31 protein-coding genes and 1 other RNA gene are annotated in these 26,107 nt (G+C 48.0%); 6 read left to right on the top strand and 26 right to left on the bottom strand.

Translation table 11 applies throughout. From position 1 onward, the window contains the following. Positions 1–43 precede the first annotated feature (43 nt). The 3 genes from OGX96_RS18930 to OGX96_RS18940 are packed head-to-tail and all read right to left on the bottom strand — an operon-like array spanning position 44 to position 2,561. Positions 44–856, bottom strand: a complete 813-nt coding sequence (locus tag OGX96_RS18930; RefSeq protein WP_003029358.1) for a MetQ/NlpA family ABC transporter substrate-binding protein — start codon at positions 854–856, stop codon at positions 44–46. A 21-nt stretch (positions 857–877) separates the two neighbouring features. Then, on the bottom strand, positions 878–1,546 hold the full coding sequence (locus OGX96_RS18935; RefSeq protein ID WP_048214308.1) for a methionine ABC transporter permease: 669 nt from the start codon (positions 1,544–1,546) through the stop codon (positions 878–880). Next, a complete protein-coding gene (locus OGX96_RS18940) occupies positions 1,539–2,561 on the bottom strand; it encodes a methionine ABC transporter ATP-binding protein (RefSeq protein WP_063941515.1) in 1,023 nt (340 codons plus the stop codon). Before OGX96_RS18940 ends, OGX96_RS18935 begins: the two co-directional genes overlap by 8 nt. Before the next feature lie 375 nt (positions 2,562–2,936). On the opposite strand from OGX96_RS18940, the gene ynhH reads away from it, so the two are divergent. The 3 genes from ynhH to lpp all read left to right on the top strand — a co-directional run bounded on the left by ynhH (position 2,937) and on the right by lpp (position 5,097). Beyond that, complete coding sequence (gene ynhH, locus OGX96_RS18945; RefSeq protein WP_244293978.1) at positions 2,937–3,131, top strand: protein YnhH; 195 nt, start codon at positions 2,937–2,939, stop codon at positions 3,129–3,131. A 7-nt stretch (positions 3,132–3,138) separates the two neighbouring features. Beyond that, complete coding sequence (gene pykF, locus OGX96_RS18950; RefSeq protein WP_003029366.1) at positions 3,139–4,551, top strand: pyruvate kinase PykF; 1,413 nt, start codon at positions 3,139–3,141, stop codon at positions 4,549–4,551. Between the two features lie 309 nt (positions 4,552–4,860). Next, the gene (lpp, locus tag OGX96_RS18955) at positions 4,861–5,097 is read left to right on the top strand and encodes a murein lipoprotein Lpp (RefSeq protein WP_003029373.1); all 237 of its coding nucleotides are present in this window, start codon (positions 4,861–4,863) and stop codon (positions 5,095–5,097) included. A 68-nt stretch (positions 5,098–5,165) separates the two neighbouring features. Here lpp and ldtE read toward each other — a convergent pair whose 3' ends face one another. From ldtE to OGX96_RS18995, 8 genes are all read right to left on the bottom strand, one after another. After that, positions 5,166–6,170 (bottom strand): L,D-transpeptidase LdtE, encoded by a 1,005-nt coding sequence (gene ldtE / locus OGX96_RS18960; RefSeq protein ID WP_032943210.1) that lies wholly within the window; start codon positions 6,168–6,170, stop codon positions 5,166–5,168. Positions 6,171–6,293: 123 nt separating this feature from the next. Next, positions 6,294–6,710, bottom strand: a complete 417-nt coding sequence (sufE, locus tag OGX96_RS18965; RefSeq protein ID WP_003832654.1) for a cysteine desulfuration protein SufE — start codon at positions 6,708–6,710, stop codon at positions 6,294–6,296. A 12-nt stretch (positions 6,711–6,722) separates the two neighbouring features. Further along, positions 6,723–7,943 (bottom strand): cysteine desulfurase SufS, encoded by a 1,221-nt coding sequence (gene sufS / locus OGX96_RS18970; protein WP_008784609.1) that lies wholly within the window; start codon positions 7,941–7,943, stop codon positions 6,723–6,725. Further along, entirely contained in the window at positions 7,940–9,211 is a 1,272-nt protein-coding gene (gene sufD / locus OGX96_RS18975) for a Fe-S cluster assembly protein SufD (RefSeq protein ID WP_032943209.1), read from the bottom strand. The genes sufS and sufD overlap by 4 nt, the downstream gene beginning before the upstream one ends. Then, positions 9,186–9,932: a Fe-S cluster assembly ATPase SufC gene (gene sufC / locus OGX96_RS18980; RefSeq protein ID WP_174770334.1), complete on the bottom strand. Its 747-nt coding sequence runs from the start codon at positions 9,930–9,932 to the stop codon at positions 9,186–9,188. Before sufC ends, sufD begins: the two co-directional genes overlap by 26 nt. 16 nt (positions 9,933–9,948) lie before the next feature. Continuing rightward, on the bottom strand, positions 9,949–11,436 hold the full coding sequence (sufB, locus tag OGX96_RS18985; protein WP_020996440.1) for a Fe-S cluster assembly protein SufB: 1,488 nt from the start codon (positions 11,434–11,436) through the stop codon (positions 9,949–9,951). An 8-nt stretch (positions 11,437–11,444) separates the two neighbouring features. Then, positions 11,445–11,813 (bottom strand): Fe-S cluster assembly scaffold SufA, encoded by a 369-nt coding sequence (gene sufA, locus OGX96_RS18990; protein WP_286583918.1) that lies wholly within the window; start codon positions 11,811–11,813, stop codon positions 11,445–11,447. Between the two features lie 488 nt (positions 11,814–12,301). After that, complete coding sequence (locus tag OGX96_RS18995; RefSeq protein ID WP_048235485.1) at positions 12,302–13,177, bottom strand: LysR family transcriptional regulator; 876 nt, start codon at positions 13,175–13,177, stop codon at positions 12,302–12,304. Positions 13,178–13,298: 121 nt separating this feature from the next. Here OGX96_RS18995 and OGX96_RS19000 point away from each other — a divergent pair, with 121 nt between their 5' ends. Then, the gene (locus OGX96_RS19000; protein ID WP_286583920.1) at positions 13,299–14,150 is read left to right on the top strand and encodes a Vmh family MBL fold metallo-hydrolase; all 852 of its coding nucleotides are present in this window, start codon (positions 13,299–13,301) and stop codon (positions 14,148–14,150) included. 67 nt (positions 14,151–14,217) lie between these two features. Here OGX96_RS19000 and OGX96_RS19005 read toward each other — a convergent pair whose 3' ends face one another. The 3 genes from OGX96_RS19005 to ydiJ all read right to left on the bottom strand — a co-directional run bounded on the left by OGX96_RS19005 (position 14,218) and on the right by ydiJ (position 17,947). Then, positions 14,218–14,406, bottom strand: a complete 189-nt coding sequence (locus OGX96_RS19005) for a YdiH family protein (protein ID WP_003030540.1) — start codon at positions 14,404–14,406, stop codon at positions 14,218–14,220. Positions 14,407–14,483: 77 nt separating this feature from the next. Next, positions 14,484–14,894, bottom strand: coding sequence for a 1,4-dihydroxy-2-naphthoyl-CoA hydrolase (gene menI / locus OGX96_RS19010; protein WP_008784603.1), 411 nt, complete (start codon positions 14,892–14,894; stop codon positions 14,484–14,486). Then, complete coding sequence (ydiJ, locus tag OGX96_RS19015; RefSeq protein WP_286583923.1) at positions 14,891–17,947, bottom strand: D-2-hydroxyglutarate dehydrogenase YdiJ; 3,057 nt, start codon at positions 17,945–17,947, stop codon at positions 14,891–14,893. Before ydiJ ends, menI begins: the two co-directional genes overlap by 4 nt. A 213-nt stretch (positions 17,948–18,160) precedes the next feature. Between ydiJ and ydiK the strand changes: the two genes are divergently transcribed. Together ydiK and rprA are read left to right on the top strand one after the other, a co-directional pair. Then, a complete protein-coding gene (gene ydiK, locus OGX96_RS19020) occupies positions 18,161–19,270 on the top strand; it encodes an AI-2E family transporter YdiK (protein WP_003832632.1) in 1,110 nt (369 codons plus the stop codon). Positions 19,271–19,453: 183 nt separating this feature from the next. Continuing rightward, an RNA gene (gene rprA, locus OGX96_RS19025) (antisense sRNA RprA) lies at positions 19,454–19,561 on the top strand. A 176-nt stretch (positions 19,562–19,737) separates the two neighbouring features. On the opposite strand, the gene OGX96_RS19030 is transcribed toward rprA, so the two are convergent. The 12 genes from OGX96_RS19030 to OGX96_RS19085 all read right to left on the bottom strand — a co-directional run bounded on the left by OGX96_RS19030 (position 19,738) and on the right by OGX96_RS19085 (position 26,096). Continuing rightward, a complete protein-coding gene (locus OGX96_RS19030) occupies positions 19,738–20,181 on the bottom strand; it encodes a hypothetical protein (protein WP_286583925.1) in 444 nt (147 codons plus the stop codon). Between the two features lie 290 nt (positions 20,182–20,471). Further along, complete coding sequence (locus tag OGX96_RS19035) at positions 20,472–21,410, bottom strand: hypothetical protein (protein ID WP_286583927.1); 939 nt, start codon at positions 21,408–21,410, stop codon at positions 20,472–20,474. Next, complete coding sequence (locus tag OGX96_RS19040) at positions 21,397–21,825, bottom strand: hypothetical protein (protein ID WP_286583929.1); 429 nt, start codon at positions 21,823–21,825, stop codon at positions 21,397–21,399. The genes OGX96_RS19035 and OGX96_RS19040 overlap by 14 nt, the downstream gene beginning before the upstream one ends. Positions 21,826–21,998: 173 nt before the next feature. Then, positions 21,999–22,322: a hypothetical protein gene (locus tag OGX96_RS19045; protein ID WP_286583930.1), complete on the bottom strand. Its 324-nt coding sequence runs from the start codon at positions 22,320–22,322 to the stop codon at positions 21,999–22,001. Further along, positions 22,309–22,548 (bottom strand): hypothetical protein, encoded by a 240-nt coding sequence (locus OGX96_RS19050; protein ID WP_286583932.1) that lies wholly within the window; start codon positions 22,546–22,548, stop codon positions 22,309–22,311. Before OGX96_RS19050 ends, OGX96_RS19045 begins: the two co-directional genes overlap by 14 nt. Next, the gene (locus tag OGX96_RS19055; protein WP_286583934.1) at positions 22,548–23,222 is read right to left on the bottom strand and encodes a helix-turn-helix domain-containing protein; all 675 of its coding nucleotides are present in this window, start codon (positions 23,220–23,222) and stop codon (positions 22,548–22,550) included. The genes OGX96_RS19050 and OGX96_RS19055 overlap by 1 nt, the downstream gene beginning before the upstream one ends. 140 nt (positions 23,223–23,362) lie before the next feature. Then, positions 23,363–23,557, bottom strand: coding sequence for a helix-turn-helix domain-containing protein (locus OGX96_RS19060; protein ID WP_286583936.1), 195 nt, complete (start codon positions 23,555–23,557; stop codon positions 23,363–23,365). Between the two features lie 334 nt (positions 23,558–23,891). Next, positions 23,892–24,242: a hypothetical protein gene (locus tag OGX96_RS19065; RefSeq protein WP_286583938.1), complete on the bottom strand. Its 351-nt coding sequence runs from the start codon at positions 24,240–24,242 to the stop codon at positions 23,892–23,894. Further along, on the bottom strand, positions 24,235–24,519 hold the full coding sequence (locus OGX96_RS19070) for a hypothetical protein (RefSeq protein ID WP_286583940.1): 285 nt from the start codon (positions 24,517–24,519) through the stop codon (positions 24,235–24,237). The genes OGX96_RS19065 and OGX96_RS19070 overlap by 8 nt, the downstream gene beginning before the upstream one ends. Positions 24,520–24,934: 415 nt before the next feature. Beyond that, positions 24,935–25,375, bottom strand: coding sequence for a putative periplasmic lipoprotein (locus OGX96_RS19075; protein WP_286583942.1), 441 nt, complete (start codon positions 25,373–25,375; stop codon positions 24,935–24,937). After that, a complete protein-coding gene (locus OGX96_RS19080; RefSeq protein ID WP_286583944.1) occupies positions 25,372–25,548 on the bottom strand; it encodes a hypothetical protein in 177 nt (58 codons plus the stop codon). Before OGX96_RS19080 ends, OGX96_RS19075 begins: the two co-directional genes overlap by 4 nt. Then, positions 25,539–26,096, bottom strand: a complete 558-nt coding sequence (locus OGX96_RS19085; RefSeq protein ID WP_286583945.1) for a hypothetical protein — start codon at positions 26,094–26,096, stop codon at positions 25,539–25,541. The genes OGX96_RS19080 and OGX96_RS19085 overlap by 10 nt, the downstream gene beginning before the upstream one ends. Positions 26,097–26,107 lie beyond the last annotated feature (11 nt).

Here is a 26,107-nt window from a genome sequence, read left to right on the forward strand (position 1 = left end):
CGTAGGCCGGATAAAGCACTGCCGCCACCCGGCAAAAAGCAGATTAGTTGTTTACCGGGATCACCGCACCTTTATATTTAGTACGGATCCAGTCCTGGATCTCTTTTGAATGCAGGACATCAACCAGCGCTACGATATCCTTTTTCTTCTCGTCGCCACGATGCACGGTAATGATGTTGGCATACGGGTTGTTTTCACCACTTTCAACAGCAATAGGATCTTTCACTGGATCCAGCCCGGCGTCGATGGCGTAGTTGGCGTTAATCACCACCGCATCGCCTTCGTCGTTGTTATACATCTGCGGTAACAGCGCGGCTTCCACGTTTGGCAGGAACTTCAGCTTTTTCGGGTTTTCGACGATATCGCTAATGCGCGCAGTTACTTTATCCACGCCCGGCTTCAGCTTGATCACCCCCTCTTTTTCGAAAATCGACAGAATACGGCCTTCCTCAGATACCGCGTCACGCATGATGACTTTGCCGCCTTCCGGCAGATCTTTAAGTGATTTCACTTTTTTCGAATAGATACCAATCGGCTCAATGTGAATCGCTCCGGCGCTGACGAAGTCATACGTTTTATCGCCTGCATGGTCTTTAATCACGCTGTTCAGGTACGGAATATGCTGGAAGTAGTTGGCGTCAATCTCACGGCCAGCCAGCGCAGTGTTCGGCAGAATGTAATCCTGGAACGGTTTAATCTCCAGATCGATCCCCTGCTTCGCCAAAATCGGTTTGGCCTGTTCAAGGATCTCCGCATGCGGCACGTTAGACGCGCCAACGGTCAGAGTATCAGCCCAGGAGGCAAAGCTCAGGGCGCTTAAGGTTGCTGCGGCGAGTAACGTCAGTGATTTTTTCATGATAATGGTTTCCGTATTTTATTAGCGTTTATCTAACAGAGAGGTGATCACATCGCCGCAAAGCTGGATGATGAAGACAATGAGCAAAATCGTCACCGTCGCCACCAGCGTGACGTCGCTGTGGTTGCGCTGGAATCCTTCCAGATAGGCCAAATTCCCTAAACCACCGGCACCAATTACCCCTGCCATCGCGCTGTAGCTAACCAACGCAATTAGCGTCACGGTGATCCCGGACACCAGAGCAGGAGAGGATTCCGGCAGTAAAACTCGAAAAATAAGTGTGCTCAGTCGTGCGCCCATTGAACGCGTCGCTTCAATAACGCCTTTATCCACTTCACGCAGAGCGATTTCGACCAGACGCGCATAAAACGGCGCTGCCCCCACGATCAACGCAGGCAACGCAGCATTGGCGCCGAGAATGGTGCCTACCATCGCTTTGGTAAACGGGATCAGCAGCACGATCAAAATGATGAATGGGATCGAACGAAAGATATTCACCACCAGCGAAATAGCGCTATATACCGCGCGATTAGGGAATAATCCGCCGCGCGCTGTCAGGAACAATGCCAGGCCAAGCGCGATGCCCAGAATAAAGGTCGCCGCCCCCGAAAGAGCTGTCATATACAGCGTTTCCTGGGTTGCCGCTAACAGTTGATCCCACTTCAGATGGGGAAACAGTTCTTCAGCCATGTTGAATCACCTCGCCTTCAATGTCGCTCTGGCGCAGGTCGGCCAAAATATTGTTCAATTGTTCCTCAGAGGCCACCACGTGCACCCAGAGTTGCCCAAACACGCCGTGTGCGGTTTGCGTCATCTTGCCGTGCAAGATGTTGAACGGCAGGCCATAGCGCAGGGTCAATTCCCCAACCACAGGCCGATGGGTACGTTGCCCGGTAAAGGTTAATTTGATAACTACCCCACCCAACTCGCTTGCCAGCTGCGGATTAAACTCGTCTTCTTCGGTGTACTGGCTCACCTGACGAACAAATTGTCGGGTAATAGGCTGCTGAGGATGGGTAAAGACGCTGAGCACATCACCTTCCTCAACGACCTTGCCGTTTTCCATTACCGCGACGCGGTCGCAGATTTTGCGTACCACGTGCATTTCATGAGTGATCAGCACAATGGTCAATTTGAAACGACGGTTAATATCGAGGAGTAAATCGAGGATCTGATCGGTAGTTTGCGGATCCAGCGCCGAGGTGGCTTCGTCACACAGCAGGACATCTGGATTGTTCGCCAGCGCACGAGCAATTCCTACACGCTGTTTTTGCCCACCGCTGAGCTGGGAAGGATACGCATTTTCACGACCGCTCAGCCCAACCAGCGTAATCAGTTCAGCAACCCGCGCTTTGATGGACGCTTTGGACGCACCGGCGATTTGCATAGAGAACGCAATGTTTTCGCTAACGGTCCGCGACCACAGCAAATTGAAGTGTTGAAACACCATGCTGATTTTCAGTCGCGCCTGGCGTAACGATTCCCCACTGGCGGCCGAGATATCGTGGCCGTTAATCGTCACGCTGCCGGAGGTTGGTTTTTCGAGACCATTGAGCAAACGAATTAAGGTGCTTTTACCTGCCCCGCTGTAACCAATAATGCCGTAAATCTGCCCCTGTTCAACCGTCAGGTTGACGTTATCGACAGCGGTGATGGCAAGCCTGCCTGGCGTAAACACTTTCGAAATATTTTTCAGGACAATCATGTCGTTTGGGTATCCGCTGCTGCTTATTGTTCTTCTGCTAGCGCTTTTGGCTGTTTAGCAGTATGGATGTCCAAACGAGTGTAATCAGTGGAATTGGCTTTTAAAATGAATTAAAACGCATTTGATATAACTTTTAGAAATATAGTACTGCATCGACGTCAACGGCATAAAACGTAGTCATCGAGATGTTAAATGCAGTTTGTTGCGCAACTAATCGCAACGCCCGATAACCTCTTTATCCATACCGATGAACAAATTAATGAATAATTTTTGTAAAACTGCACAGAAGTGTTTTGAAACGCTGTTTCCATTTTCCTTTTTGATAATTTTCAGCGTATAATGCGCGCCAATTGTCTCTTGAATGGTTTCAGCACATTGACCTGTAAAACTCAACGACTACAGAACTCACCATCCCGTTGGGCTGAAACACAAGCACACATTCCTCTGCACGCTTTTTCGATGTCACCTATCCTTAGAGCGAGGCATCACAACTTTCGTAACTCAGGTTTAGCTTCCCATCCGTGCGCGATGGGAGCCAGATTTCCATATCCTTCTCAACTTAAAGACTAAGACTGTCATGAAAAAGACGAAAATTGTTTGCACCATCGGTCCGAAAACCGAATCCGAAGAGATGTTAACCAAAATGCTGGACGCGGGCATGAACGTCATGCGTCTGAACTTCTCCCACGGCGACTACGCAGAACACGGTCAGCGCATCAAGAACTTGCGCAACGTCATGAGCAAAACCGGCAAGAAAGCCGCAATCCTGCTCGACACCAAAGGTCCTGAAATCCGTACCATCAAACTGGAAGGCGGTAACGACGTTTCCCTGAAAGCGGGCCAGACCTTCACCTTCACCACCGACAAATCTGTCGTAGGCAACAACGAAATCGTTGCTGTAACTTACGAAGGCTTCACTAAAGATCTGTCCGTCGGCAACACCGTTCTGGTTGATGATGGTCTGATCGGCATGGAAGTTACCGCCATCGAAGGTAACAAAGTTATCTGTAAAGTGCTGAACAACGGCGACCTGGGCGAAAACAAAGGCGTTAACCTGCCGGGCGTTTCCATCGCGCTGCCAGCACTGGCTGAAAAAGACAAACAAGACCTGATCTTCGGTTGCGAGCAAGGCGTTGACTTCGTTGCAGCGTCCTTTATCCGTAAACGTTCTGATGTCGTTGAAATCCGTGAGCACCTGAAAGCGCACGGCGGCGAAAACATCCAGATCATCTCCAAAATCGAAAACCAGGAAGGCCTGAACAACTTCGACGAAATCCTCGAAGCGTCTGACGGCATCATGGTTGCGCGTGGCGATATGGGCGTTGAGATCCCGGTTGAAGAAGTTATCTTCGCGCAGAAGATGATCATCGAAAAATGTATCCGTGCACGTAAAGTCGTTATCACTGCGACCCAGATGCTGGACTCCATGATCAAAAACCCGCGTCCGACCCGCGCTGAAGCCGGTGACGTAGCGAACGCCATCCTCGACGGTACCGACGCAGTAATGCTGTCTGGCGAGTCTGCAAAAGGTAAATACCCGCTGGAAGCCGTTACCATCATGGCGACCATCTGTGAGCGTACTGACCGTGTGATGACCAGCCGTCTGGACTTCAACAACGACAGCCGCAAACTGCGCATCACCGAAGCCGTTTGCCGTGGCGCGGTTGAAACTGCTGAAAAACTGGACGCGCCGCTGATCGTCGTCGCAACCCAGGGTGGTAAATCCGCTCGCGCAGTACGTAAATACTTCCCGGATGCCACCATCCTGGCGCTGACCACCAACGAAACTACCGCGCGTCAGCTGGTGCTGAGCAAAGGCGTTGTTGCACAGGTGGTTAAAGAAATCAGCTCTACCGATGATTTCTATCGTCTGGGTAAAGAAGTCGCTCTGGAAAGCGGTCTGGCTCAAAAAGGTGACGTTGTGGTTATGGTTTCTGGTGCACTGGTTCCGAGTGGCACCACCAACACCGCATCCGTTCACGTGCTGTAATAATTCCATCGCGAATTAATTTGCTTAAAAAAGCGCCCTGGTGGCGCTTTTTTTATTTTATCGATAGCCACAATTAATAAAAAATCAAATCGGATTTCACTATCTAATCCGTGATTATCTAAGATGAATCCGATGGAAGCTTTCTGTTTTCACTCGGGTTTTTAGCCGTTTTTGCACAATTCGATGCTTCTTTGAGCGAACGATCAAAAATAAGTGCATTCCCATCAAAAAAATATTCTCAACATAAAAAAGTTTGTGTAATACTTGTAACGCTACATGGAGATTAACTCAATCTAGAGGGTATTAATAATGAATCGTACTAAACTGGTACTGGGCGCGGTAATCCTGGGTTCTACTCTGCTGGCAGGTTGCTCCAGCAACGCTAAAATCGATCAGCTGTCTTCTGACGTTCAGACTCTGAACGCTAAAGTTGACCAGCTGAGCAACGACGTGAACGCAATGCGTTCCGACGTTCAGGCTGCTAAAGATGACGCAGCTCGCGCTAACCAGCGTCTGGACAACGCAGCTACTAAATACCGCAAGTAATAGTATCTGTGTAATAAAAATGGCGCACATTGTGCGCCATTTTTTTTGCTCTGAATTCCCCTTCCCTGTTATTGCGTAGCGCGCACCTCAGCATCTCCTCCCGGCACGCCATTTTGCGCAGACTTCACTTCTGGCCCATTGCTCGCGACCGATGCTTGCCCGGCAGTGACGGTGACTGGATAACCTGCGCGACGATACAACGCCCTTTCCACCAGACTGTTATCCACCGCTTTATTATCTTTAAACTGGGTAAAACCGGCTGGCAGCACATACGGCATGGTCTGGACGTTTTGCTCCTCTTCCGGCGACAGCGGTCGATGCACTTCGACATACCTCATGCCGTTCGGCTCAATCGAATATTTTATCGGCTCATTAATCACCCTGACCGGCGTGCCTGTGCGGACCTGAGCAAACAGTGCTTTAATGTCCGGCGCGTTCATGCGAATACAACCAGAACTCACACGCAGGCCCACGCTGTCCGGCGCGCTGGTTCCATGGATCAGATACTCACCGTTTCCATGCGCCAGACGCAGTGCAAAGCGTCCTAACGGGTTATTTGGCCCGGCAGGTACAACAGGCGGTAATGTGATGCCGCGCTCCAGAGAGCGTTTACGGATGCCTGGTGTAGGGGTCCAGGTAGGATTCGGGATTTTCTGCCCAACCCGGGTTTCCATTACCGGCGTTTCCAGCCCCTGCAAACCGATACCAATTGGGAATACCTGAACAATATTCTCTCCCGGCGGGAAGTAATACAGACGCAGTTCCGCCAGATTCACAATAATGCCTTCGCGTGGTGCATCCGGCAGCAGTAATTGTGAGGGAATAGTAATCAGGGTTCCGGGTTTAGGTACGGGGGCAATAGTGTTGTTGGCTTCAAGGATCAGCATGGCAGCGGTATCAAACTTACGGGCTATCGCCTGTAAGTTTTTATCGCCTTCCTGCACGGTGTAGGTTTGGTTTTGCCCAACAAGGCGGCTGTTCGCCTGGGGCAAAGGATAATCGACCGCCCATGCGGCCTGAATAGCGCTGTAAGCGCCGATTAGCATTAACGTAATAACAGACGCGCGTTTCATACTCACTCACCCCCCTGGCGTTCTTGCCGGACGGCGGCGAGCGCCCAATCCGGCTTACGAGTCACTGCGTTGCCTTACACGAACGCTTTCAAGTCGGTCTGAAAGTTAACGTGTTTTATCAGTTTAGCTAAGAGTTGCGGCTTTGGCGCGAATAGCCCGAATCATCGCCTCCAGCCCTTGTGAACGAGACGGTGTGAGGTGCTGTGCGAGCGCCATTTTTTCAAACCACGGACGCACATCAAAATTCACAATATCCTGGGCCGTCATGCGATCATACAAAATGAATACCACGGCAATAAGTCCTTTCACAATTGCCGCATCACTGTCGCCCTGTAATTCAATAATCCCTTCGCCATTCTGGTTCATAACAATCCATACCTGACTTTGACATCCCTGGATGCTATTTTCCGGGCAGCGTAAGTCGTCGTTTAATTCCGGCAAACGCTGACCCAGCTCAATAATGTACAGGTATTTCTCTTCCCAATTAGCGCAACGCAGAAAATTACGCAACAACTTTTCTTTATCCGGTAGCGCAGCCATAACGCCTCCCTGTTAGCCCAGTAAATGATGAATACGCTTGAGGCCCGTTACCAGGCGATCCACTTCTTCATGGGTGTTGTACATTGCAATCGACGCCCGACACATAGCAGGAACGTTATAGTAGGCCATCAGCGGCATTGCGCAGTGATGCCCCGTCCGCACGGCTATTCCATAGTTATCAAGAAAACTGCCGACGTCAAAGGCGTGATGTTTACCAAGGTTAAATGCAATCACACCCAGGCGGTTATCCGGTCCGTAAAGTGTCAAATCCGGCACATCCGCCAACTGCTCCAACGCATAGCGCATCATGAACTGTTCATATTCACTGATTTCAGTAAGCCCCAGTGCTGAAACATACTCAATAGCCGCGCCGAGTCCGATAATACCTCCGGTGTTTGGCGTTCCGGCTTCAAAACGCCAGGGGGCTTTGGCCCACGTTGTTCCCTGACTCAAACTCACCGTCGCAATCATTGAACCACCGCCTTCCCAGGGTGGCATCTCCTGCAACAGCGACTCTCTGGCATACAGAACGCCAATACCGGTTGGTCCATAAAGTTTATGCCCGGAGAAAACATAAAAATCGCAATCCAGTGCCTGGACATCCACCTGATGATGCATCACCGCCTGCGCGCCATCCACCAACACTTTTGCGCCGTATTGATGCGCCAGCTCAATCATTTCCGATAACGGGTTCTCGGTACCCAACACGTTAGAAACGTGGGTAATCGCCAGCAGTTGCGTACGATCGTCAAACAGCGTCGGCAGCGTCTCCAGCTGCAACGTACCATCGGCATTGAGCGGAATAACGCGCAGCTCTGCCCCTACGCGGGCACACAGCATCTGCCAGGGCACAATATTGGCGTGGTGCTCCATTTCGCTGATGATAATGTTATCGCCCGCTCGCACATTGCTGCTGCCCCAGCTGTTCGCCACCAGATTGATGCCTTCCGTCGTACCACGAACAAACACCAGCTCTTCCGCTGAGCGGGCGTTAATAAACAACGAGGCAAGCTTGCGCACATTTTCCATTTTTTCCGTGGCCTGGGCGCTCAGCGTATGAATACCGCGGTGGACCGCCGCATAGCCGTGACGATAAAACTCGGCCTCGGCATCAATCACCTGATTGGGTTTTTGCGCGCTGGCAGCGCTGTCCAGATACGCCAACGGTAAACCGTTCACTTCACGCGTCAGGACCGGAAAGTCTGCCCGTACTTTTTCAATGGGAAATGTCATGCTGCGCCTCCCGGCAAGCGTTGGGCGATCCGCGCCAGTACCTGTTGTTTCAGCGTTTCATCGCCCAGGGCTTCCGTCAGCTCAGCGGCAAACGCATAGAGAATCATGTGTTGAGCATCCTGCTGGCCGATCCCTCGCGAACGCAGATAGAACATCTGTTCGTCGTCGATCCGTCCTACCGTCGCCCCGTGGCTGCATTTCACATCGTCGGCGTAAATTTCGAGCTGTGGCTTGGTATCCACCTCCGCCAGCTTTCCTAGCAACAAATTATTGTTGGTCATCTGACCGTCGGTTTTGATGGCGTGCTGGGCGACGTTGATCAGACCATTGAAGACCGCTCGTCCCTTATCGCTGACAATCGTTTTATGCAGCTGGCGACTGTTGCAATACCCTTTGTTGTGCTCAAGCCAGGTCCGTGTATCACAGACTTCATTTTTCACCGGCATCGCCAGACTGTTCAGCCGAAGCGTAGTGTTTTCACCGTTAAGCTGCGTACTGGTGTTATGGCGCAATACCGCATCACCAAGCAAGAAGCTGTGGCTAACGGCAGTAGCATCCGCGCCCAATTGAATGTCATTATGCGCGAAGTGGTGACTAAACGGATTTTCGAACGCCAGTTTGATATGGCGCAAATGGGCGTTTGCCGCGACGTTCATCGTTAAGCGTGCGCCGGTGAAATGGCGACGCTCGCTGAGGCTGGCATAGTGTTCAATAACGGTGGCTTCTGCGCCTTCCGCTAGCTCCAGATGGTGGCGATAGTGCGCCGTATTCACCTCATCGCCCGCCAGCCCCTGGGTTATGTGCAGCAGCAGCAGCGGTTTCGCGGGGCGCTGGTTACGCTTCACCTGAATGTGCGTTACGCTACGGGACAGGCTTTCGGTAAGGTGCAAAAACACTTCCGGTTGGATAGCCGCTGGCAGCGCCTGGCGCGCATCGTCAATGGTAATGTCAAAACCGCTACCGTCTGTACTGTCGCTGAGCGTCGGAGAGAATTGCCCGTCAACAAACACCAGTCGTACAGCATCAATTGTCGGCGACAACGCTGCACATTGGGCTGACGTTATCTCAGCGACATGACTGACAAACTGGCTGTTTGTTAATCCCTCCAGCGGCGTGTATTTCCAGTCCTCATGCTTCCGCGTTGGCAGCCCCAGACGCAGCATCTGTTGCAAGTGCTGCTGCGCATGGTGTGAGCGTGTCTCCCCTTGCGTCTCAAACAGATGGTGCCACTGTTGCAGCACGTTACTGCTGTTCGCTAAGCCAGCCATAACCTTGCTCCTCCAGTTGTTTGACCAGCGTAAAATCGCCGGACTTCACAATTCGCCCCTGGTAGAGAACGTGAACAAAATCGGGTTTGATATAGTCCAGGATGCGCTGATAGTGAGTGACGATAATGAATGAGCGTTTCCCGTCACGCAGCGAGTTCACGCCATCCGCAACGATTTTCAGCGCATCAATATCCAGCCCAGAGTCTGACTCATCAAGAATGCACAACTGAGGCTCCAGCACGGCCATTTGCAGAATGTCATTACGTTTTTTCTCACCGCCGGAGAAACCGACGTTTACCGAGCGCGTGAGCAAATCTTCCGGCATCTTCAGCAGCGCTATTTTCTCTTCCATCAGATCCTGGAAGTCGAATCGATCCAGCGACTCTTCGCCACGGTAACTTCGCACCGCATTCAGCGCCGTTTGCAGGAAAAACTGGTTACTGACGCCAGGGATTTCCACCGGATACTGGAATGCCATGAATATCCCTTCACCGGCCCGGTCTTCCGGCGACAGTTCCAGTAAATCTTTGCCGTTGAACTCTACCGTCCCGCCAGTGACGTCGTAGTCTTCCCGCCCAGCAAGAGTTGCAGAAAGCGTACTTTTCCCCGAACCGTTTGGTCCCATAATGGCGTGAACTTCTCCGGGGTGAACCTCAAGGCTCAACCCACGCAGGATCGCCTTATCTTCCACACTGACCTGTAAATCTTTGATGCTTAACATGTGCTTTCCTTAAAATTTAACCGACGCTGTGCTCAAGACTTATGGCGAGAAGTTTTTGCGCTTCCACGGCAAACTCCAGCGGCAGTTCAGAGAACACGTCTTTACAGAAACCATTCACGATCATCGAAATGGCATCCTCTTCACTGATGCCGCGCTGCAGGCAGTAAAACAACTGGTCTTCACCAATACGCGACGTGGTGGCTTCATGTTCAAGCTGGGCGCTATTGTTACGACACTCCACATACGGGAAGGTGTGTGCCCCACAATCCGCACCGATCAACATCGAGTCGCATTGGGTATAGTTGCGGGCGTTAGTAGCGGTCGGCATGATTTTCACTAAGCCGCGATAACTGTTCTGGCTGTGTCCGGCGGAGATCCCTTTCGAGATAATGGTCGATTTGGTGTTTTTGCCAATGTGGATCATTTTGGTGCCGGTATCGGCCTGCTGATGTCCACTGGTCAGCGCGACGGAGTAGAATTCGCCGATCGAGTTGTCGCCACGCAAAATGCAGCTTGGGTATTTCCAGGTAATGGCCGAGCCGGTTTCCGACTGCGTCCACGACATTTTGCTGTTTTCGCCTTCGCAGAGTGCGCGCTTGGTGACGAAATTCAAAATACCGCCCGTATTGCCATCGCCGGGAAACCAGTTTTGCACCGTGGAGTATTTCACTTCGGCATCTTTGTGGATGATGACTTCCACCACCGCCGCGTGTAGTTGGTAACTGTCGCGCACCGGAGCTGAACAGCCTTCGATATAGCTGACGTAGCTGCCCTCATCCGCAACCAGAATGGTGCGTTCAAACTGCCCGGTTTTTTCCGCATTGATACGGAAATAGGTCGACAGCTCCATTGGGCAACGTACGCCTTTCGGTACATAAATAAACGTGCCGTCAGATGCCACCGCCGCATTCAGCGCGGCAAAGAAATTGTCATTGCCGGGGACAACAGTGCCCAGGTACTGTTTTACCAGCTCAGGATGATCGTGAATGGCCTCACCGAACGAACAGAAAATAATGCCCTGTTCCGCCAGTTTGTCGCGATAGGTGGTCGCTACCGATACCGAGTCGAAAATGGCATCAACCGCAACTTCTTTGCCTTCACGTACCGGCACGCCAAGCTGTTCGAATGCGTCCTCAACCTCTTTGCTTAAAAATGCATTCGCGCCCGTTTGCTGTACCGCTCCCGGTTCAGACGCACAGGTTTCATCGCAGTTACCGCAGGAAGGTGCGGAGTAATAGCTGTACTCCTGATAATTCAGTTTGTCGTAATGCGCTTTAAGCCAGTGTGGTTCTTCCATGGTCAGCCACGCTTTAAAGGCATTCAGGCGAAATTCCAGCATCCAGTCGGGTTCATTTCGTTTTGCCGAAATCGCGCGCACGACATCTTCATTGATCCCTTTTGCCAGCTCATCGGTTTGCAGTTGGGTGAAGAAGCCCTCTTTGTAATTAAGGTGCCCGCCAGCCCAGGTGTTGACATCGTCAGTTGCTTCAGTATTACGAGACATAGTACCGCCTATACCCCAAAACTTTCGCCACAGCCGCATTCGTTCTGGGCTTTCGGGTTATGAAATTTAAATAACTGGTTTAATCCTTCGCGAACGAAATCGACTTCTGTGCCGTCAATGAACGGCATCGCCTGCAACGGCACATAAAGTCTGACGCCCTCCGTTTCAAACAGCAGATCGTCTTTTTCGGGTTGGCGGACGGTATCCAGCACGTAACCGAATCCCGCGCACCCTGTTTGCTTCACACCTAAACGCACACCCAACATGTCAGGTTGCTTTGCCACCAGCTCGCGGATATGCGCCGCAGCCGCTGGCGTTAACGTCAGCCCACGCCAGGCAAAATCGTCCGGGTTAAATGTTCCTGAATGCAATTCCATAGAGTTACCTCGAGTCACTAGCTTTTAAGCTATAACACCATGTTAGTGATAATGATTATCACTTCAACCCCTCAACAGCAGGGGCATTCGGGTTAATCGCCCTTTTTGACTACTTTTACTAAGCATAGACCCTGCAGCAAGGGTTTACAGGGATGGATTATTTTATTCAATGCATTGATTAATAATGGATTATGAAAATCCAATCGTTCAGTCAGGTCAAATGACAAAAGATGTATAGAAAATGTCTATTTAAGGGATAGGTGGGGATGAAGGTAGGGAAAAACAATTCAAATAATAAACAAACAACAAAAAACCCTTAAGTCTGCTTGTTGGCAGGCTTAAGGGTTCCGGCCCCATCCGGCGCTTATCTCCGGCACTCATATTGGCTTAGCTCTTGAAGGGGCGATAAGAAGAATCTCATACACCGATTAGTTTTTTTTAACACTAATTGCGGTTTGACTCTTTTATAAACGCGTTCAATCACATATTTAACGCTGTGCCTCACTGAGCGTGTCCAGCAGCAGGCGTAGCCCTGCGGGTTGATGTTCACGCGAAAGGTATAAACCATAAATCGGCAGGCACTTAGGTTGAAGTTCTGGCAGTAATCGAATTAGCTTTCCCTGCTCCAGCCCTTCCTGCGCCTCCAGCTCTGGCACCAACGCGATCCCCATTCCGGCCACCGCCGACTCGCAGAGCAGCGAAGAGATCCCTGCACTCAAATTCCCTTTGATTGCAACGGAGACAGGCTGCCCCTGAGGATCCAAAAAGTGCCAGGATTGTCCGGCAAAACCGCTGTAGTACAGGCAATTGTGCCGTGTGAGATCGTCGATTGTCTCAGGCGTGCCATGATGATGCAGATAATCTGCAGACGCGCAAAGAACCGATTTACAGTCGCCCAACCGACGGGCAATAGTCCCTGGCTCTGGATTATCCGTTATGCGGATCGCCACATCGATGCGTTCCCCCACAAGGCTTACCGGTTGATTATTGATCTCCACCTCAATACGTAATTGCGGATATTGCGCCATAAACGTCGGCAGAACCGGAGCAAGAATATGCATCGCGGTAAAATGGGCGCAGGCTACACGTAGCGTGCCGGAGGGAATTTGCGCGGCACTGGCGGCACCAATATCCAGCGAAAGTTGCGCCAGAGAACGTGTTTTCACTAATGCCTCTTCACCCGCTGGCGTGATCGTCAAGCGACGCGATGAGCGATGGATAAGCCTTGCGCCTGCCCATTTTTCCATCTCGTCGAGATAACGACTGACCATCGGACGGGAAAGCCCCAACGCACGCGCGGCTGCGCTCAGGCTACCCAAATCACAGATATGGTTGAATACCATTGCCGCCATCACTCTGTCCATTGTTCCCATCCGATCGTTTTATGAAACTCAGCATGTCCTAATGAGGGAATTCTAACAGATCCGAATATCCTTAAAATACGGGAACTATCAAAAGACAATTTCCTGCACAAGGTTACCTGGTATGAAAGTTAAAACTCTGGCCCTGCTGTTACCTCTGTTTGCGTCTTCAGCTTTCGCCGCGCCGCTACAGCTGGACGTCTATAATCCACAGGATAAGGCTATTTTCCCGGTTTCTTCGACGCTGGTGTCTGGCCCAAAAGAGGCGATTTTGTTTGACGCCCAGTTCAGTACCAAAGATGGTGAACAACTGGTGCAAATGATTCGCGCCAGCGGTAAAACGCTGAAGGCTATCGTGATCACCTCCGGCGATCCGGATTTCTATTTTGGTTTGCAGCCCATCTTTAAGGCCTTCCCACAGGTAAAAGTCCTGGCAACGCCGCAGGTGGTAGACCATATCCGCGCTACCAAAGAGGCCAAGCTGCAATTCTGGGGCCCGCAAATGAAGGACGGCTCGCCAACATCGCTTACCGTTCCGCAGGCGACTACGCAAACGCAGTTCACGGTTGATGGCGAAACGCTGGAACTGCGTCACGCCAACGATTATGCAGAGTATATCTGGATCCCGGCGAATCGAGCCATTATTGGCGGCACAGGCGTGGCTTCAGGTATTCACGTCTGGACGGCGGATACACAGTCTGAACAACAACGTAGTGCATGGCGTAGCGTACTGAGCGAAATGCAGAGCTTACAGCCCACTCAGGTGGTCCCGGGTCATTACATTGGCGACCGCCCAACCGGTGATAAAGCTATTCGCTTCACCCAGGACTATTTGCAGTCGTTTGAGCAGGCGCTAGGGGCGAAGAAAGGATCGGACTATGTGATTAAAACCATGACGGCAGCATGGCCAGGCCTTGCAGACGTAAGCTCGCTGGAACTAAGTGCGAAGGTTAATAGCGGCGAGATGAAGTGGTAATGAAGATTTAAGGCAAAAAATAACCCCGAACGCGTGTCGGGGTTTCGTTACGATAAGCATACCGGAATCAATGAACGCCCATGCGCCAGGCAAAATAGATCTCTTCTTTCAGTTCAGTGGAAGAGAGCGCCAACAGATCTGCAAACTCCAGCTCAAGCTGTTTCAGCCTTTTCAGGTACTGAGCCGGTGAAAGATCGGTTTTATCACGACGTAAAAATTCTATTGCCAGTTGGGCAGGGTCTAATTGGGTAGACATATCATCCTCGCTTGTGTTCAAAACCTGCACAGTATAACACCATTCCCTGTGCAGATAATGACCAAAAGCAATATGCATCACAAAATTGCGGTCGTCAGACGCGACGTGCAGCACAATCGACCCTGCTCATCGAAGATTTCTATTTGCCACACCTGGTGACGAGAACCTGTATGTAACGCGCGACATACGCCCCTGACGAGCCCTTCCCGTGCAGAACGGATATGGTTGGCGTTGATCTCCAGGCCCACCACTTTCTGCTCACCCTGAGTACACAAGTAGCCAGCTACCGAACCAATGCTTTCCGCCAGCACCACGGATGCGCCGCCGTGTAACAACCCAAAGGGTTGTTTGGTGCGATGGTCCACTGGCATCGTAGCTTCCAGCGTATCGTCGCCAATGTGCACAAAACGAATATCGAGCAACCCAACCATATTTCCTTCACCCATGGCATTGAGAGCCTCGAGTGTGACTTCACGTTTCCAGATCATCCTATAATCTCCAGCAGTGCCTGTAATGGGTGGCGAACGCCCGTACCTTCAACGCGTTTAACCTGGCTGCGACAGGAGTACCCTGTAGCCAGACAACGGTTACGTGGCAATCGTTGCATTGCCTGGTGCCATGATAACTCATAGATACCCAATGAGTTTTGGTGATTCTTCACTTCGTGACCGTAGGTGCCCGCCATACCACAGCACCCCACGCTGACGTTCTCCAGCTTTGCGCCAAAGCGAGCAAAAATAGCCGCCCATTGTGCAGGCGCGCCCGGTAAAGCCGTCACTTCGGTACAGTGGCCAAAGAAGTACCACGGTTCACCGCCAACAGCGACTGACTGCTGTGTTTCCACAGCTTTTGATAACCATTCGTTGGCCAGCAGCACATGGAAATCACCCCGCTGTTCTCCCAGCACCAGCTTGTATTCATCGCGATAACAAAGCACCAGCGCCGGATCAACACCCACCATCGGAATATTCAGCTTCGCTACCCGGTTAAGAAACTCGGATGTCTTTTTCGCCGTTTTGGCAAAACGGTTTAAAAAGCCTTTAATGTGCTGCGCCTTGCCATTTGGCGAAAACGGCAGCAGTACCGGCTGCATACCCAGTTTTTCTACCAGACGTATAAAATCAGCGACCACCTGCGCATCGTAATAGCTGGTGAAAGGGTCTTGTACCACCAGCACCGTACGGGCTTTTTGCTCGAGGCTGAGTAATTCGAGCTGTTCCAGCGTCATATTGGCAGAACGATGTCCCACCAGTTGGCGTTGCAGCGACGGCGCAGACAATAGCGGTAAATCAACCATTCCAATGTGCTTTTTAGCCAGATTTCGCACCAGCGGCTGATTGATGAAGAAGTTAAACGTTTTAGGCGCCCGCGCCATTAGCGGTGCATAGCTCTCAACGGTCGCCACCATATGATCGCGCAACGGGCGCAGATAACGCGTGTGGTACAGCTGCAGGAAGCGTGAGCGGAACTCCGGCACATCAATTTTAATCGGACACTGTGTGGAACAGGCTTTACACGCCAGGCACCCTGACATCGCCTCTTTTACTTCGTGCGAGAAATCGTATTCGCCCTTGCGTGCATGCCAGCTGTTGCGGGTACGGGTAATCAGCGTGCGTAAACTGGCGCGTTTCTCCGGTAGCTCTTTTTCCAGTTGCACAGGATCGATCCCGCGATCGGCCAACAGACGCAGCCACTCACGTACTAGCGTAGCTCGCCCTTTCGGAGAATGGATACGGTTAAGGCTGATTTTCATCGACGGACACATGGGGCTTTTCGCATCGAAGTTAAAGCATAACCCGTTGCCATTACACTCCATTGCCCCACGCCACTCCTGGCGTACGGCCAGCGGGATTTGACGGTCATACGTTCCGCGTTTCACCGCGTCCACTTTCATCATCGGCGCATCAACGTCTTCCGGTGGACAGATTTTGCCGGGGTTGAGCCGGTTTTGCGGATCAAACACCGATTTCACTTTGCGCAGTTCACGATACAGTTCATCACCGAAAAACGCCGGACTGTATTCCGCACGGAAACCTTTCCCGTGCTCACCCCACAACAAACCGCCATATTTTGCCGTCAGCGCGACGACATCATCAGAAATGCGTTTCATCAGCACTTCCTGCTGCGGGTCGCACATATCCAAAGCCGGCCTAACGTGCAGCACGCCAGCATCCACGTGGCCGAACATGCCGTAACTCAGACCATGGCTGTCGAGCAGCGCGCGAAACTCGGCAATATAGTCAGCCAGATGCTCCGGAGGAACGCAGGTATCCTCGGCGAACGGAATGGGCTTCGCGGAACCTTTTGCATTGCCCAGCAGACCGACAGCCTTTTTGCGCATGGCGTAAATTCGTTCGACGCCCGCCAGTTCGGTACATAGCTGCCAGCCAATGACGCCCGCTTCCTGGCGAGCGATTAACCCATCCAGGCGTTCGCAGAGTGCGCTGACCTGCGAATTAATCAAGGTTTCGTCGTCACCGGCAAACTCGACAATATTCAGGCCCAGCATCTCTTTATCCGCGACATCGGTAATCAGTTCGCTTACCGAGTGCCAGACGATGTCTTCACGCGCCAGATTGAGTACTTTGGAGTCGACGGTTTCTACCGACAATGCGCGCGCTTCCACCATCACCGGCGCGTTACGCAACGCCGAATCAAACGAATCGTACTTAACGTTAACCAACTGTCTGACTTTGGGCAGTGGCGTGATATCAAGGCGGACTTCGGTGATAAACGCCAGCGTACCTTCAGAGCCGGTAAGAATGCGGGTTAAATCAAATTCGGTCATCTCATCGTTAAAGACGTGCCGCAGATCGTAACCCGTCAGGAAGCGATTAAGTTTCGGGAATTTATCCATGATCAGCTGTCGGTTATCACGACAACGCTCATAAACGGTCTTATAGATACGGCCAATCGTGGTATTGCTTTTACCCAGCATTTCGGCAAGCTCGACCGGCATGGGCTGGGTATCCAGAATATCACCGCCCATCAGCACCGCACGGATGCCCAACACATGATCGGAAGTTTTACCGTAAACCAACGATCCTTGCCCGGACGCATCGGTGTTGATCATCCCGCCGAGCGTTGCCCGGTTACTGGTGGATAATTCCGGGGCAAAGAAATAGCCATATGGCTTCAGAAACTGGTTGAGCTGGTCTTTTATCACCCCGGCTTCTACCCGCACCCAACCTTCTTGCGGGTTGATTTCAATAATCCGGCTCATATAGCGGGACATATCAACAATAATGCCCTGGTTCAGCGCCTGACCGTTGGTCCCGGTGCCGCCGCCGCGCGGGGTAAAAATCAACGACGAGAATAGCGGTTCTGCCGCCAGACGGGCGATTAACGCCACATCTGCGGTTGAACGAGGGAAAACGACAGCATCAGGAAGCAGCTGGTAAATACTGTTATCCGTCGACATTGTCAGACGATCGGCATAGCTCGTTGCCGTATCACCCGTGAATCCTTGCTGCTCCAGCGCCTGCAAAAAATTGAGCACCAGCTGAACGACACCTGGCGCCTGAGAAATTTGTGGAATCATTATAGTGACCCTTTCCTGCGGTCTGTGTTGTGAATTTAATCGTTTGCGTGTTGCTTTGTTTGTTGTATCACATTTTTTTCTAATACGCTCAGCAGATTTACAGGCAGAATCCGCCTGTTCAAAACCGCTGAAATTGCTCATCATTATAGAGTGTGATTAACGTGTTCACGTCGCGTCAACGTTCTGGCGCAAAGACAAAGGTGAAAAGTATTTATGGTAAATTTCCGTCAGCCCAGGGATATTGCACAAGTGCTGCTATCGGTGCTGTTTTTAGCCATCCTGATTGTGGCCTGTCTCTGGATTGTTCAGCCCTTTATCCTCGGTTTTGCCTGGGCAGGTACGATTGTCATTGCGACCTGGCCTATCCTGCTACGCTTACAAAAATTGCTCTGGGGACGTCGTTCACTTGCCGTACTGGTGATGACACTGTTGTTAGTGCTGTTGTTCATCATCCCTATCGCGCTGCTGGTTAACAGTATCGTCGATGGCAGCGGGCCGCTGATCCATGCCGTAACCGCAGGTGATATGACGCTACCGGATCTGGCTTGGTTGAACAGCATTCCACTGGTGGGTGCCAAAATGTATGGCGCATGGCACAGTTTACTGGATATGGGCGGTTCGGCCATTATGGCCAAGGTTCGTCCTTATATCGGTACCACCACCACCTGGTTTGTCGGTCAGGCCGCGCATATCGGCCGCTTTATGATGCACTGTGGTCTGATGCTGCTGTTCAGCGCCCTGTTGTACTGGCGCGGTGAACAGGTCGCATTAGGTATTCGTCACTTCGCTTGCCGTCTTGCCTCAAAACGTGGCGATGCTGCCATTCTGCTGGCCGCGCAAGCCATTCGCGCCGTCGCATTGGGCGTTGTGGTCACCGCTCTGGTGCAGGCAGTGCTCGGGGGAATTGGTCTGGCGGTAACCGGCGTGCCTTACGCCACGCTGCTGGCGGTATTGATGATCCTGTCTTGTCTGGTGCAACTGGGGCCGTTGCCGGTGCTGATTCCGGCCATTATCTGGCTGTACTGGACGGGTGATTCAACCTGGGGCACGGTTCTGCTGGTCTGGAGCGGCGTAGTCGGAACGCTGGATAACGTTATTCGACCGATGCTGATTCGTATGGGTGCCGATTTGCCACTGATCCTGATTCTCTCCGGGGTCATCGGCGGACTGATTGCCTTCGGCATGATTGGTCTGTTTATCGGTCCAGTAGTGCTGGCCGTTTCCTGGCGTCTGTTTTCCGCCTGGGTAAACGAAGCCCCTGCGCCAGGTACCAATCCGGATGAAATCCTCGAAGAAATTGCTGAAATCGAACGCAATAAGTAATCCAACATCAGGCGGCAGCGCCGCCTGATTGTTTAACAATACTAATCAATCCTCCCTCTTGCGGGATTAGACCCAACCTCGCCCTTCTTTAAATAATCATTTGTGTCGCAAATTCTTTACAGTTTTTAAACTATTGAGATGAATCTGATCGACGTAAAAAATCACTATGCCTACTATTAGCTCATGGCTTTAGATCAACACATTGATTTATAAGCATGGAAATCCCCTGAGTGAAACAACGAATTGCTGTGTGTAGTCTTTGCCCATCTCCCACGATGGGCTTTTTTTTGCTTATAAATCAATGCCTACGGGTTTTCTGTAGGGGCTTAGTGTATAAGTGGTGTATCAATCGTGTATTAGCAATGAATGCTTATCTATTGTAAGTTATTGATTTTATTGGAAGTGGAATGTGTATATCAATGTGTCAGCATTGAAAGAAAAAGCCCCATAGAAAGGGGCTTGACTGGTTAGCTTACTGTATCAGTCCAAGTGTATTGGCCTGTACCACCATAAGTATCAGTTACTGTACAAACGCCGTGGAATGTACCCGCTGTAGGTTGTGTACCGCTTACGTAAGTATCAGGGGTAGTAGGCGTATCATAACTAAGCCCTGTAGGGGCTGTTCCCGTCCATCCCCATAGATAGGTAAATGATCCATCATCAGCAGACGCTACACAGTGGAATAGCCTATGCTGGGCTACACCATGTTTATTACTACCGTTCCAAGTACCATCAGCACTACCTGTAACAGTACCGTCTGAAACGTGAGCATAACTAACAGCAGCTACTACAGAAACAGGGATAGTAACTGTTTTGCTGTTACTATGGGTATCAGCAATATTAAGGATAAATGAAGGGCTACCTGCTGCTGTAGGTGCTATACCATAAGCCTTACCAGAGATAGCAAACATAGGACTACCAGTATAAGCCGTTCCTGTTGATCCTAATTTATAAGTGCTACCACCATCAGTAGAAACATAGAAGTAACCATAGCCAGTACCACTACCATTAGCTGTAGTGAAGGTGTAAGTGTAAGTGTAAGTGTAAGAACCATCATCACTATCAGATAGATCAAATACAATCGGTGAAGATGTGGTAACACCAATAGTAGCTGTAATACTTTCAGCACTTGCACTATTTAAAGTAGCTTTAGTAGCTGCTGCTGTACAAACACATTTACCGCCTTGAGCATTATTATTAACTACAGCGTTTTATAAGCATCAGTTACAGTACACTTAACATAATAAGTACCAGACTTAGCCAAAGTACCTGTTAGAGTACAAGATTTACCATCACTGGAAGGTGTAAGAGTACCAATAGCACTACCACCAAATGACCAGCTATAAGAATAGCTACCATCATCTACAGGTGAAAGGCTAACAGTAAATACTTGATCTAATACATCGCCTACAGTGAAATCACATTCAGTAGGGCTAACTGTAACGCTATTAATAACGTTGGTAGCTTTAGCAGCTACTGTAATTGTAGATTCACTTGTAGCCTTATTACCGTAGCTATCTGTAACTGTAACGCTTAAATAAGCACTACCAGAGGCTGTAGGCGTTCCTGAAAGTGTAGGGCTTGCTATGGTAGCATTATCAAGCTGTAAGCCTCCTGTAACCCCTGTAGCCGTCCACAGATAGGTATAACTACCATCATCTGCTTCACTACAAGTAGATTTAAACAGTTGGCTGTAAGCTGTTCCTACAGTGGCTGTACTGGTAGCAGGGCTAATAGATACGCTGGTAACAGTATTGTAAGTAGTAGGAATTTCATCTACCCATCTATTTTTTGTTCCATGCTGGATAACAGGGATAGAATATTTATTTGTATCTTTTAAAGCATTCCATGTTTGACCACTATTAACAGCGTCAATGAAAGCTGATTGTAATGTAGCTTGATCGGCATATAGCCAATTATCACGAGTGGTAAAACTCCAAGCTTCATTATCATCAACTTGATAGCCATAAGTAGGACTATCCAAATCACTTACATCAGGGAAATAAAAAATATAAGCACCAGTCCAATAATAGTTTCCTACTAACACTGGTGTATATTTCCCTTTCTCATATCCTTTGAAATTTGTATCAGGCGTATAAGCTTTAACGCCTCCTAATATTTTATATTCAGTTGTTAACATTGCATTCCTCGTTTTTATGTAATTCTTTATACCATTTTGATGATCGCCTATTATTAGCTTGTGTGTAATAATCAGCCCATCTACAGTTAGACGGTTCGTAGTTTCCATCTACATCTATTCTATCAAGAGAAAGACCTTCTTTTTTTAATCCCATATCGTACATGAAGTTTTTAAAACCATTTTGTCTTTCTAACCATCTATCACAAATTTTAATACCCCTCCCACCATAATTAGGATAAGAAGGGCTATTAGGATTAGTACAACGATCTTTCATTGATGAGTATGACCTTCTACAAGATTTAAATAATTCGTTTTTAGTAATACGGCGAATATACATCATAGAATTGTCATGATTTTTAATGAACGTTTTAATCTCTGGTAGTTCTTCATTATCCATAATACGTTGCTTGTTCATTTCGTAAAACTCTGGTGATCGTTCTTTAATATCTTCTTTCAGGGATAAGTTATTACGCCTTTCTATTTCATGTTGAAGGTCTAATAATTCTCTGCTTCTTTCTTAGGATAGGCATAATCTTTTTTAAATAGCTTATCTAATTCTTCATAATCAATTTCTTCATTATCCATTACTCATCCCTGCTTTTTAATTCGCTGATAGCTAATATGCCCTTCTTTAGTCATAGGGCTTAACTTATGGATAGTAGGAATTATCTCACGGTGGTAGCAGCCACAGCTTTTACATTGTCCTCTTTTCAGAGTAGAAAGAAGTATTTTGTGGACATTACCACAGGAACAATAACAGATAGCATAAGGCATAATTGTAGACCATGCTGTTTCTAATCTCACTACCTTTAATACTTCAAGTCTGCCGTAATGCTTGCCGATAAATTCACTAAAATCTTCTTGAGGAATAAACATTCCTTTTTCATCTCGTTTAATATTATTTACTCTCATTTTGTACCCTTCCTAAATTCTCTACATAGTCTACGCCAGCTTTTAAAAAGATAGTTCTCATAGCGAGATAAGTTTCTTCATCAGTGATATATTTTAAAGCTGCTAACATACCGCTTGCACGTCCGAATAATTCAGCACGTTTAACAACAGGTGTTTCTTCTGTAATAGCAAGAAGCTGATTAAAAGCTTTCTGCTGAAAAAGTAATAGTGATTTGCTATCAAGCATTATATAAAATCCTCTAATTTGTCATTCAGGAAGCAGCTAATAACACTGGGGTGTGGTTCTCTGTTGTACTTCCTACGGTAATCTTCAATGAATTGTTCAGTCTTGTTAGCTACTGGAATCTCAGTAGGTAGCGTTACTGGTTTTCCAGTATCGGGCGTTACACAGATTTGTGTGTCGCGTCTAACGTCCTGTATCGCTGTTTGAGCTACGTTCTCTACTTGTGGCTGCTCTGGTATTGGTGTAGCTGTTAAATCGTCGTGTGGGGCTTCTGGTGGCTCCTCAGAGATAGGGGCTATAGCTTGTGTTGCTACCTGCTCTACTTCCTCTGCTTGCTGTTCCTGTAGCTCTACGGCCTCAAAGGTTCGGTAACGTTCCTGCATCAGTTCCAGAGCTAAGAAATAGTTATTAGGGCATTTCATGCCGATCTGGTGTCTACTCTTACCTAAGAATAAACCTTTCTCTGTTAGCTTCTTCTCTGTTCTTAATTGAGTGTCACGACTCATACCACCTGAACGACCTTTAATATTATCTCTTGAAGGCCAAAATTCAGGATCTTCATTATGTTCCTTAGCAAAGGATAAAATAATAATGATGTACATTATTTCATTAGAGTTTAAATTAAATGCTCTATTACCATACGTCACCGTGTCCACGATTAATTTATTTATATTCAATTTAATGCCTCCGGCATAACATCAATCTTTAATAGATTCCTTTAAAGCATTACGAATAAAGGCATAGATAGTTTGATTCTTTGCAGTAGCAGATTTATTAACTGCATCTAACAGATCTTGATTCAGGTCTAACATTAACATTATTCAGTATCCTTTAGTGTAATTACCATTTCATAACCCATAGCGTTAGTAAGTTTCTCAAGCATCTTAACGCCTAAGCATTCTTTACCGTTCATAATCCGGTAAATAGTACCATGTTGAATACCAGTAAGTTTAGCAAGCTTATAGCCTGTAATTCCTTTCTGATTCATTGCATCAAGCAAGATAGTTAACATAATTAAATTTCCTTGTTTATTGGTTCGATAATATAAAGATACTAATCCACTAACGTTTTATTCTGACAGCATGTTATAGAAGGTAGACCGTCGCAAATTGCGATGCACCTATAAGGGATAACGCAAAATGCGATGCACCTTTTAATAATTGGTCTAAGTAGTTCCCATCAGATAAGGTCGCTAACGCAAAATGAGATACAAGTAAAAACAAAAAGCGATAGTAAAAAGAAAGGAAACTCTGAAAAAGAAATAAAAAAAAGAGCTACCTGTTAAGATAGCCCTTCTTACAGAAGGACGTTAGCCCTTCTATTTACTCAGCGTTAATTATCAGCGTTTAATCGTGATGATCCCCATAACTATTACCCACTCTGAAATGAATTTCAGTAATAGCATAAGAATAATTTCTATCAGGTGCTTCTGGCCATAGATAGCCCCTCATAACACGTTCAACACCATCACAGGCTTCACCGCTAATACTGTTCACATCTTCCAGTTCACCACGAGGAAGAAGCTTAACAGTTACCTCACAATCAGCGTAGGTTAGCCCCTCTGCTTTTGCTTCTTGCTGGAAAGCATGAGCTATATCTCTTGCATACTTCCCTAACACCTGATCATTTAAATTATCTGCATGAGCTACACCTACTGAACAGAAAAGTGTAGTAGTTAATAATAGTTTCTTAATCACGATCTAACACCTTCAATCTGATAAGGGTTTTTTCTTTGGTGGAACAGTCTATAAGATAATAATCATCCCCTACTAAATTTATATCTACTCGTTTTCCACCACCAGTAACAAACATATATTTAAAAATGACATCATCAAAATTATTATGCCAGTCAATAGCTACAAATAATTCAGCATTACGAGCAAATTTAAAAGTTTCTTCACATCGAACATCAATAGGATAGAGTGTTATTAGTTCAGCGTTCCTACGCTTCCACCATCTAATAAGCCATTTCATTTATTATTCCTATGCCAGCGACTATTAAATGCTGCCCACTTTTTAACAGTGTTTTCTAATTGGTCTGTTAAGACATAACAATGAGGGGTATTAGTTGTAAATTTACATTCAGTAGCTAAACGAGTTTCTATTTTAGCCTGTTTCATTGATATGCTGTAGAATTGTTCTAAATAAACCAATCGTACAGCTATAACTAAGAAAATAACTAATACCCCAATGCTAATTAAATACCTCTTTATCATCCTTTCTTCTGCCTGTTATCTATTATCGGCTTCACGCCACACTATTAAACGCTCTGTATCGCGTTCTAACCACTCTTTAAAACGTTCCTGTAGGTTTCCATAGGGATGAACCTTTAAACGCTCTATAGCCTCTCCTATGGGGCTTAATGGCTGTTCCTCTGTAGGCTGTTCCATTACAGAGCATCCACCATTTCGTTCACAGCAGAATTACGCATACATTGCCCTATCATGTAAGGGTGTGCAGCTTCACACAGCCGCTCTAACCGTTCATCGTCCTGATAGGCTTGCTCGTGTTGCTGGTGCTCATAGGAAGCTTCTAAGGCTCTCTGTTCGTTCCTCTGCTTGTTAGCTGCAACACATTTAGCTTTAGCAGCCTGTATTGCTTCTGCGTCTGCTTGAGCGTTCATAGCTCCTTTAGATTCTCTGTATGTCATTTCCTTAATATTGGCCTGATAGATAGATTCACTGAAAGTATTATCAATGCAATCTGTTTGATTTTTGGTAACATAATTTAAAACTTCTGCATTACTGCTTTCTGCTGCTTCATCCCTTAGTTCACCTGCACAGCCTGATAATAAAGCACAGGTAATAGCAGCAATAATTAAACGTTTCATTTGTTAGCCTCCCTCAATAGCTCTAATTCTCGTTCCATATCATTAAAGCGTTCTTCTATTGCTTCCCATTGCCATTGGGGAATAGAAAAAGATGTAGGCTGGCAGCGTTGATAGATAGCCCATAAGAAAATAAAGATTCCTGTAATTACTACACCTACTATTATCAAGAACATTTTAAACTTTCCTCATGTTCATTCATAAAGGCTTCACGATCTCTTGCAGACCATCTTTTAGCATGTTCTAAATCAGATTTTTCTTCTTCTCTATCACGCTTAGAATAATCATCACATACTTCACTAAAACGCTCATGAGTAATAGCAAAGGGTGCATTTTCTAATTGCTCACCACACATAAGCACCATCCTTTTAGTGAACATACCCGAAGAATTTATAATCTTGAAATAATGCTCATTAAAAGATTGTGCTGCTACTAAATCACCACGAATATTAGCTACATGTTCACCCTGTTCAAAGTGATATTGCTTCATTAAAAGTTTAAGCCCTAACACCTCACTACTGATTTTTGAAGCAAGCTTATCTTTTACAGTATGAGCAGTAGCAAGATCATCTTTAGCTTTATTCATAGCGTTTTCAAACTTCGTAATTTGATAGCGATAATTAGCAGCAGCTACTTCACGACGGCCTATAGATAATCCAATACAATAGAATGTGATGGCAATAGCTACAGCTACAATAACCAATCCTAAGAAAAATGAACCCATTTTAGATTTAC

It is taken from the genome of Citrobacter sp. Cpo100 (assembly GCF_030332595.1).
In the GTDB taxonomy this organism is placed as follows: domain Bacteria; phylum Pseudomonadota; class Gammaproteobacteria; order Enterobacterales; family Enterobacteriaceae; genus Citrobacter; species Citrobacter portucalensis.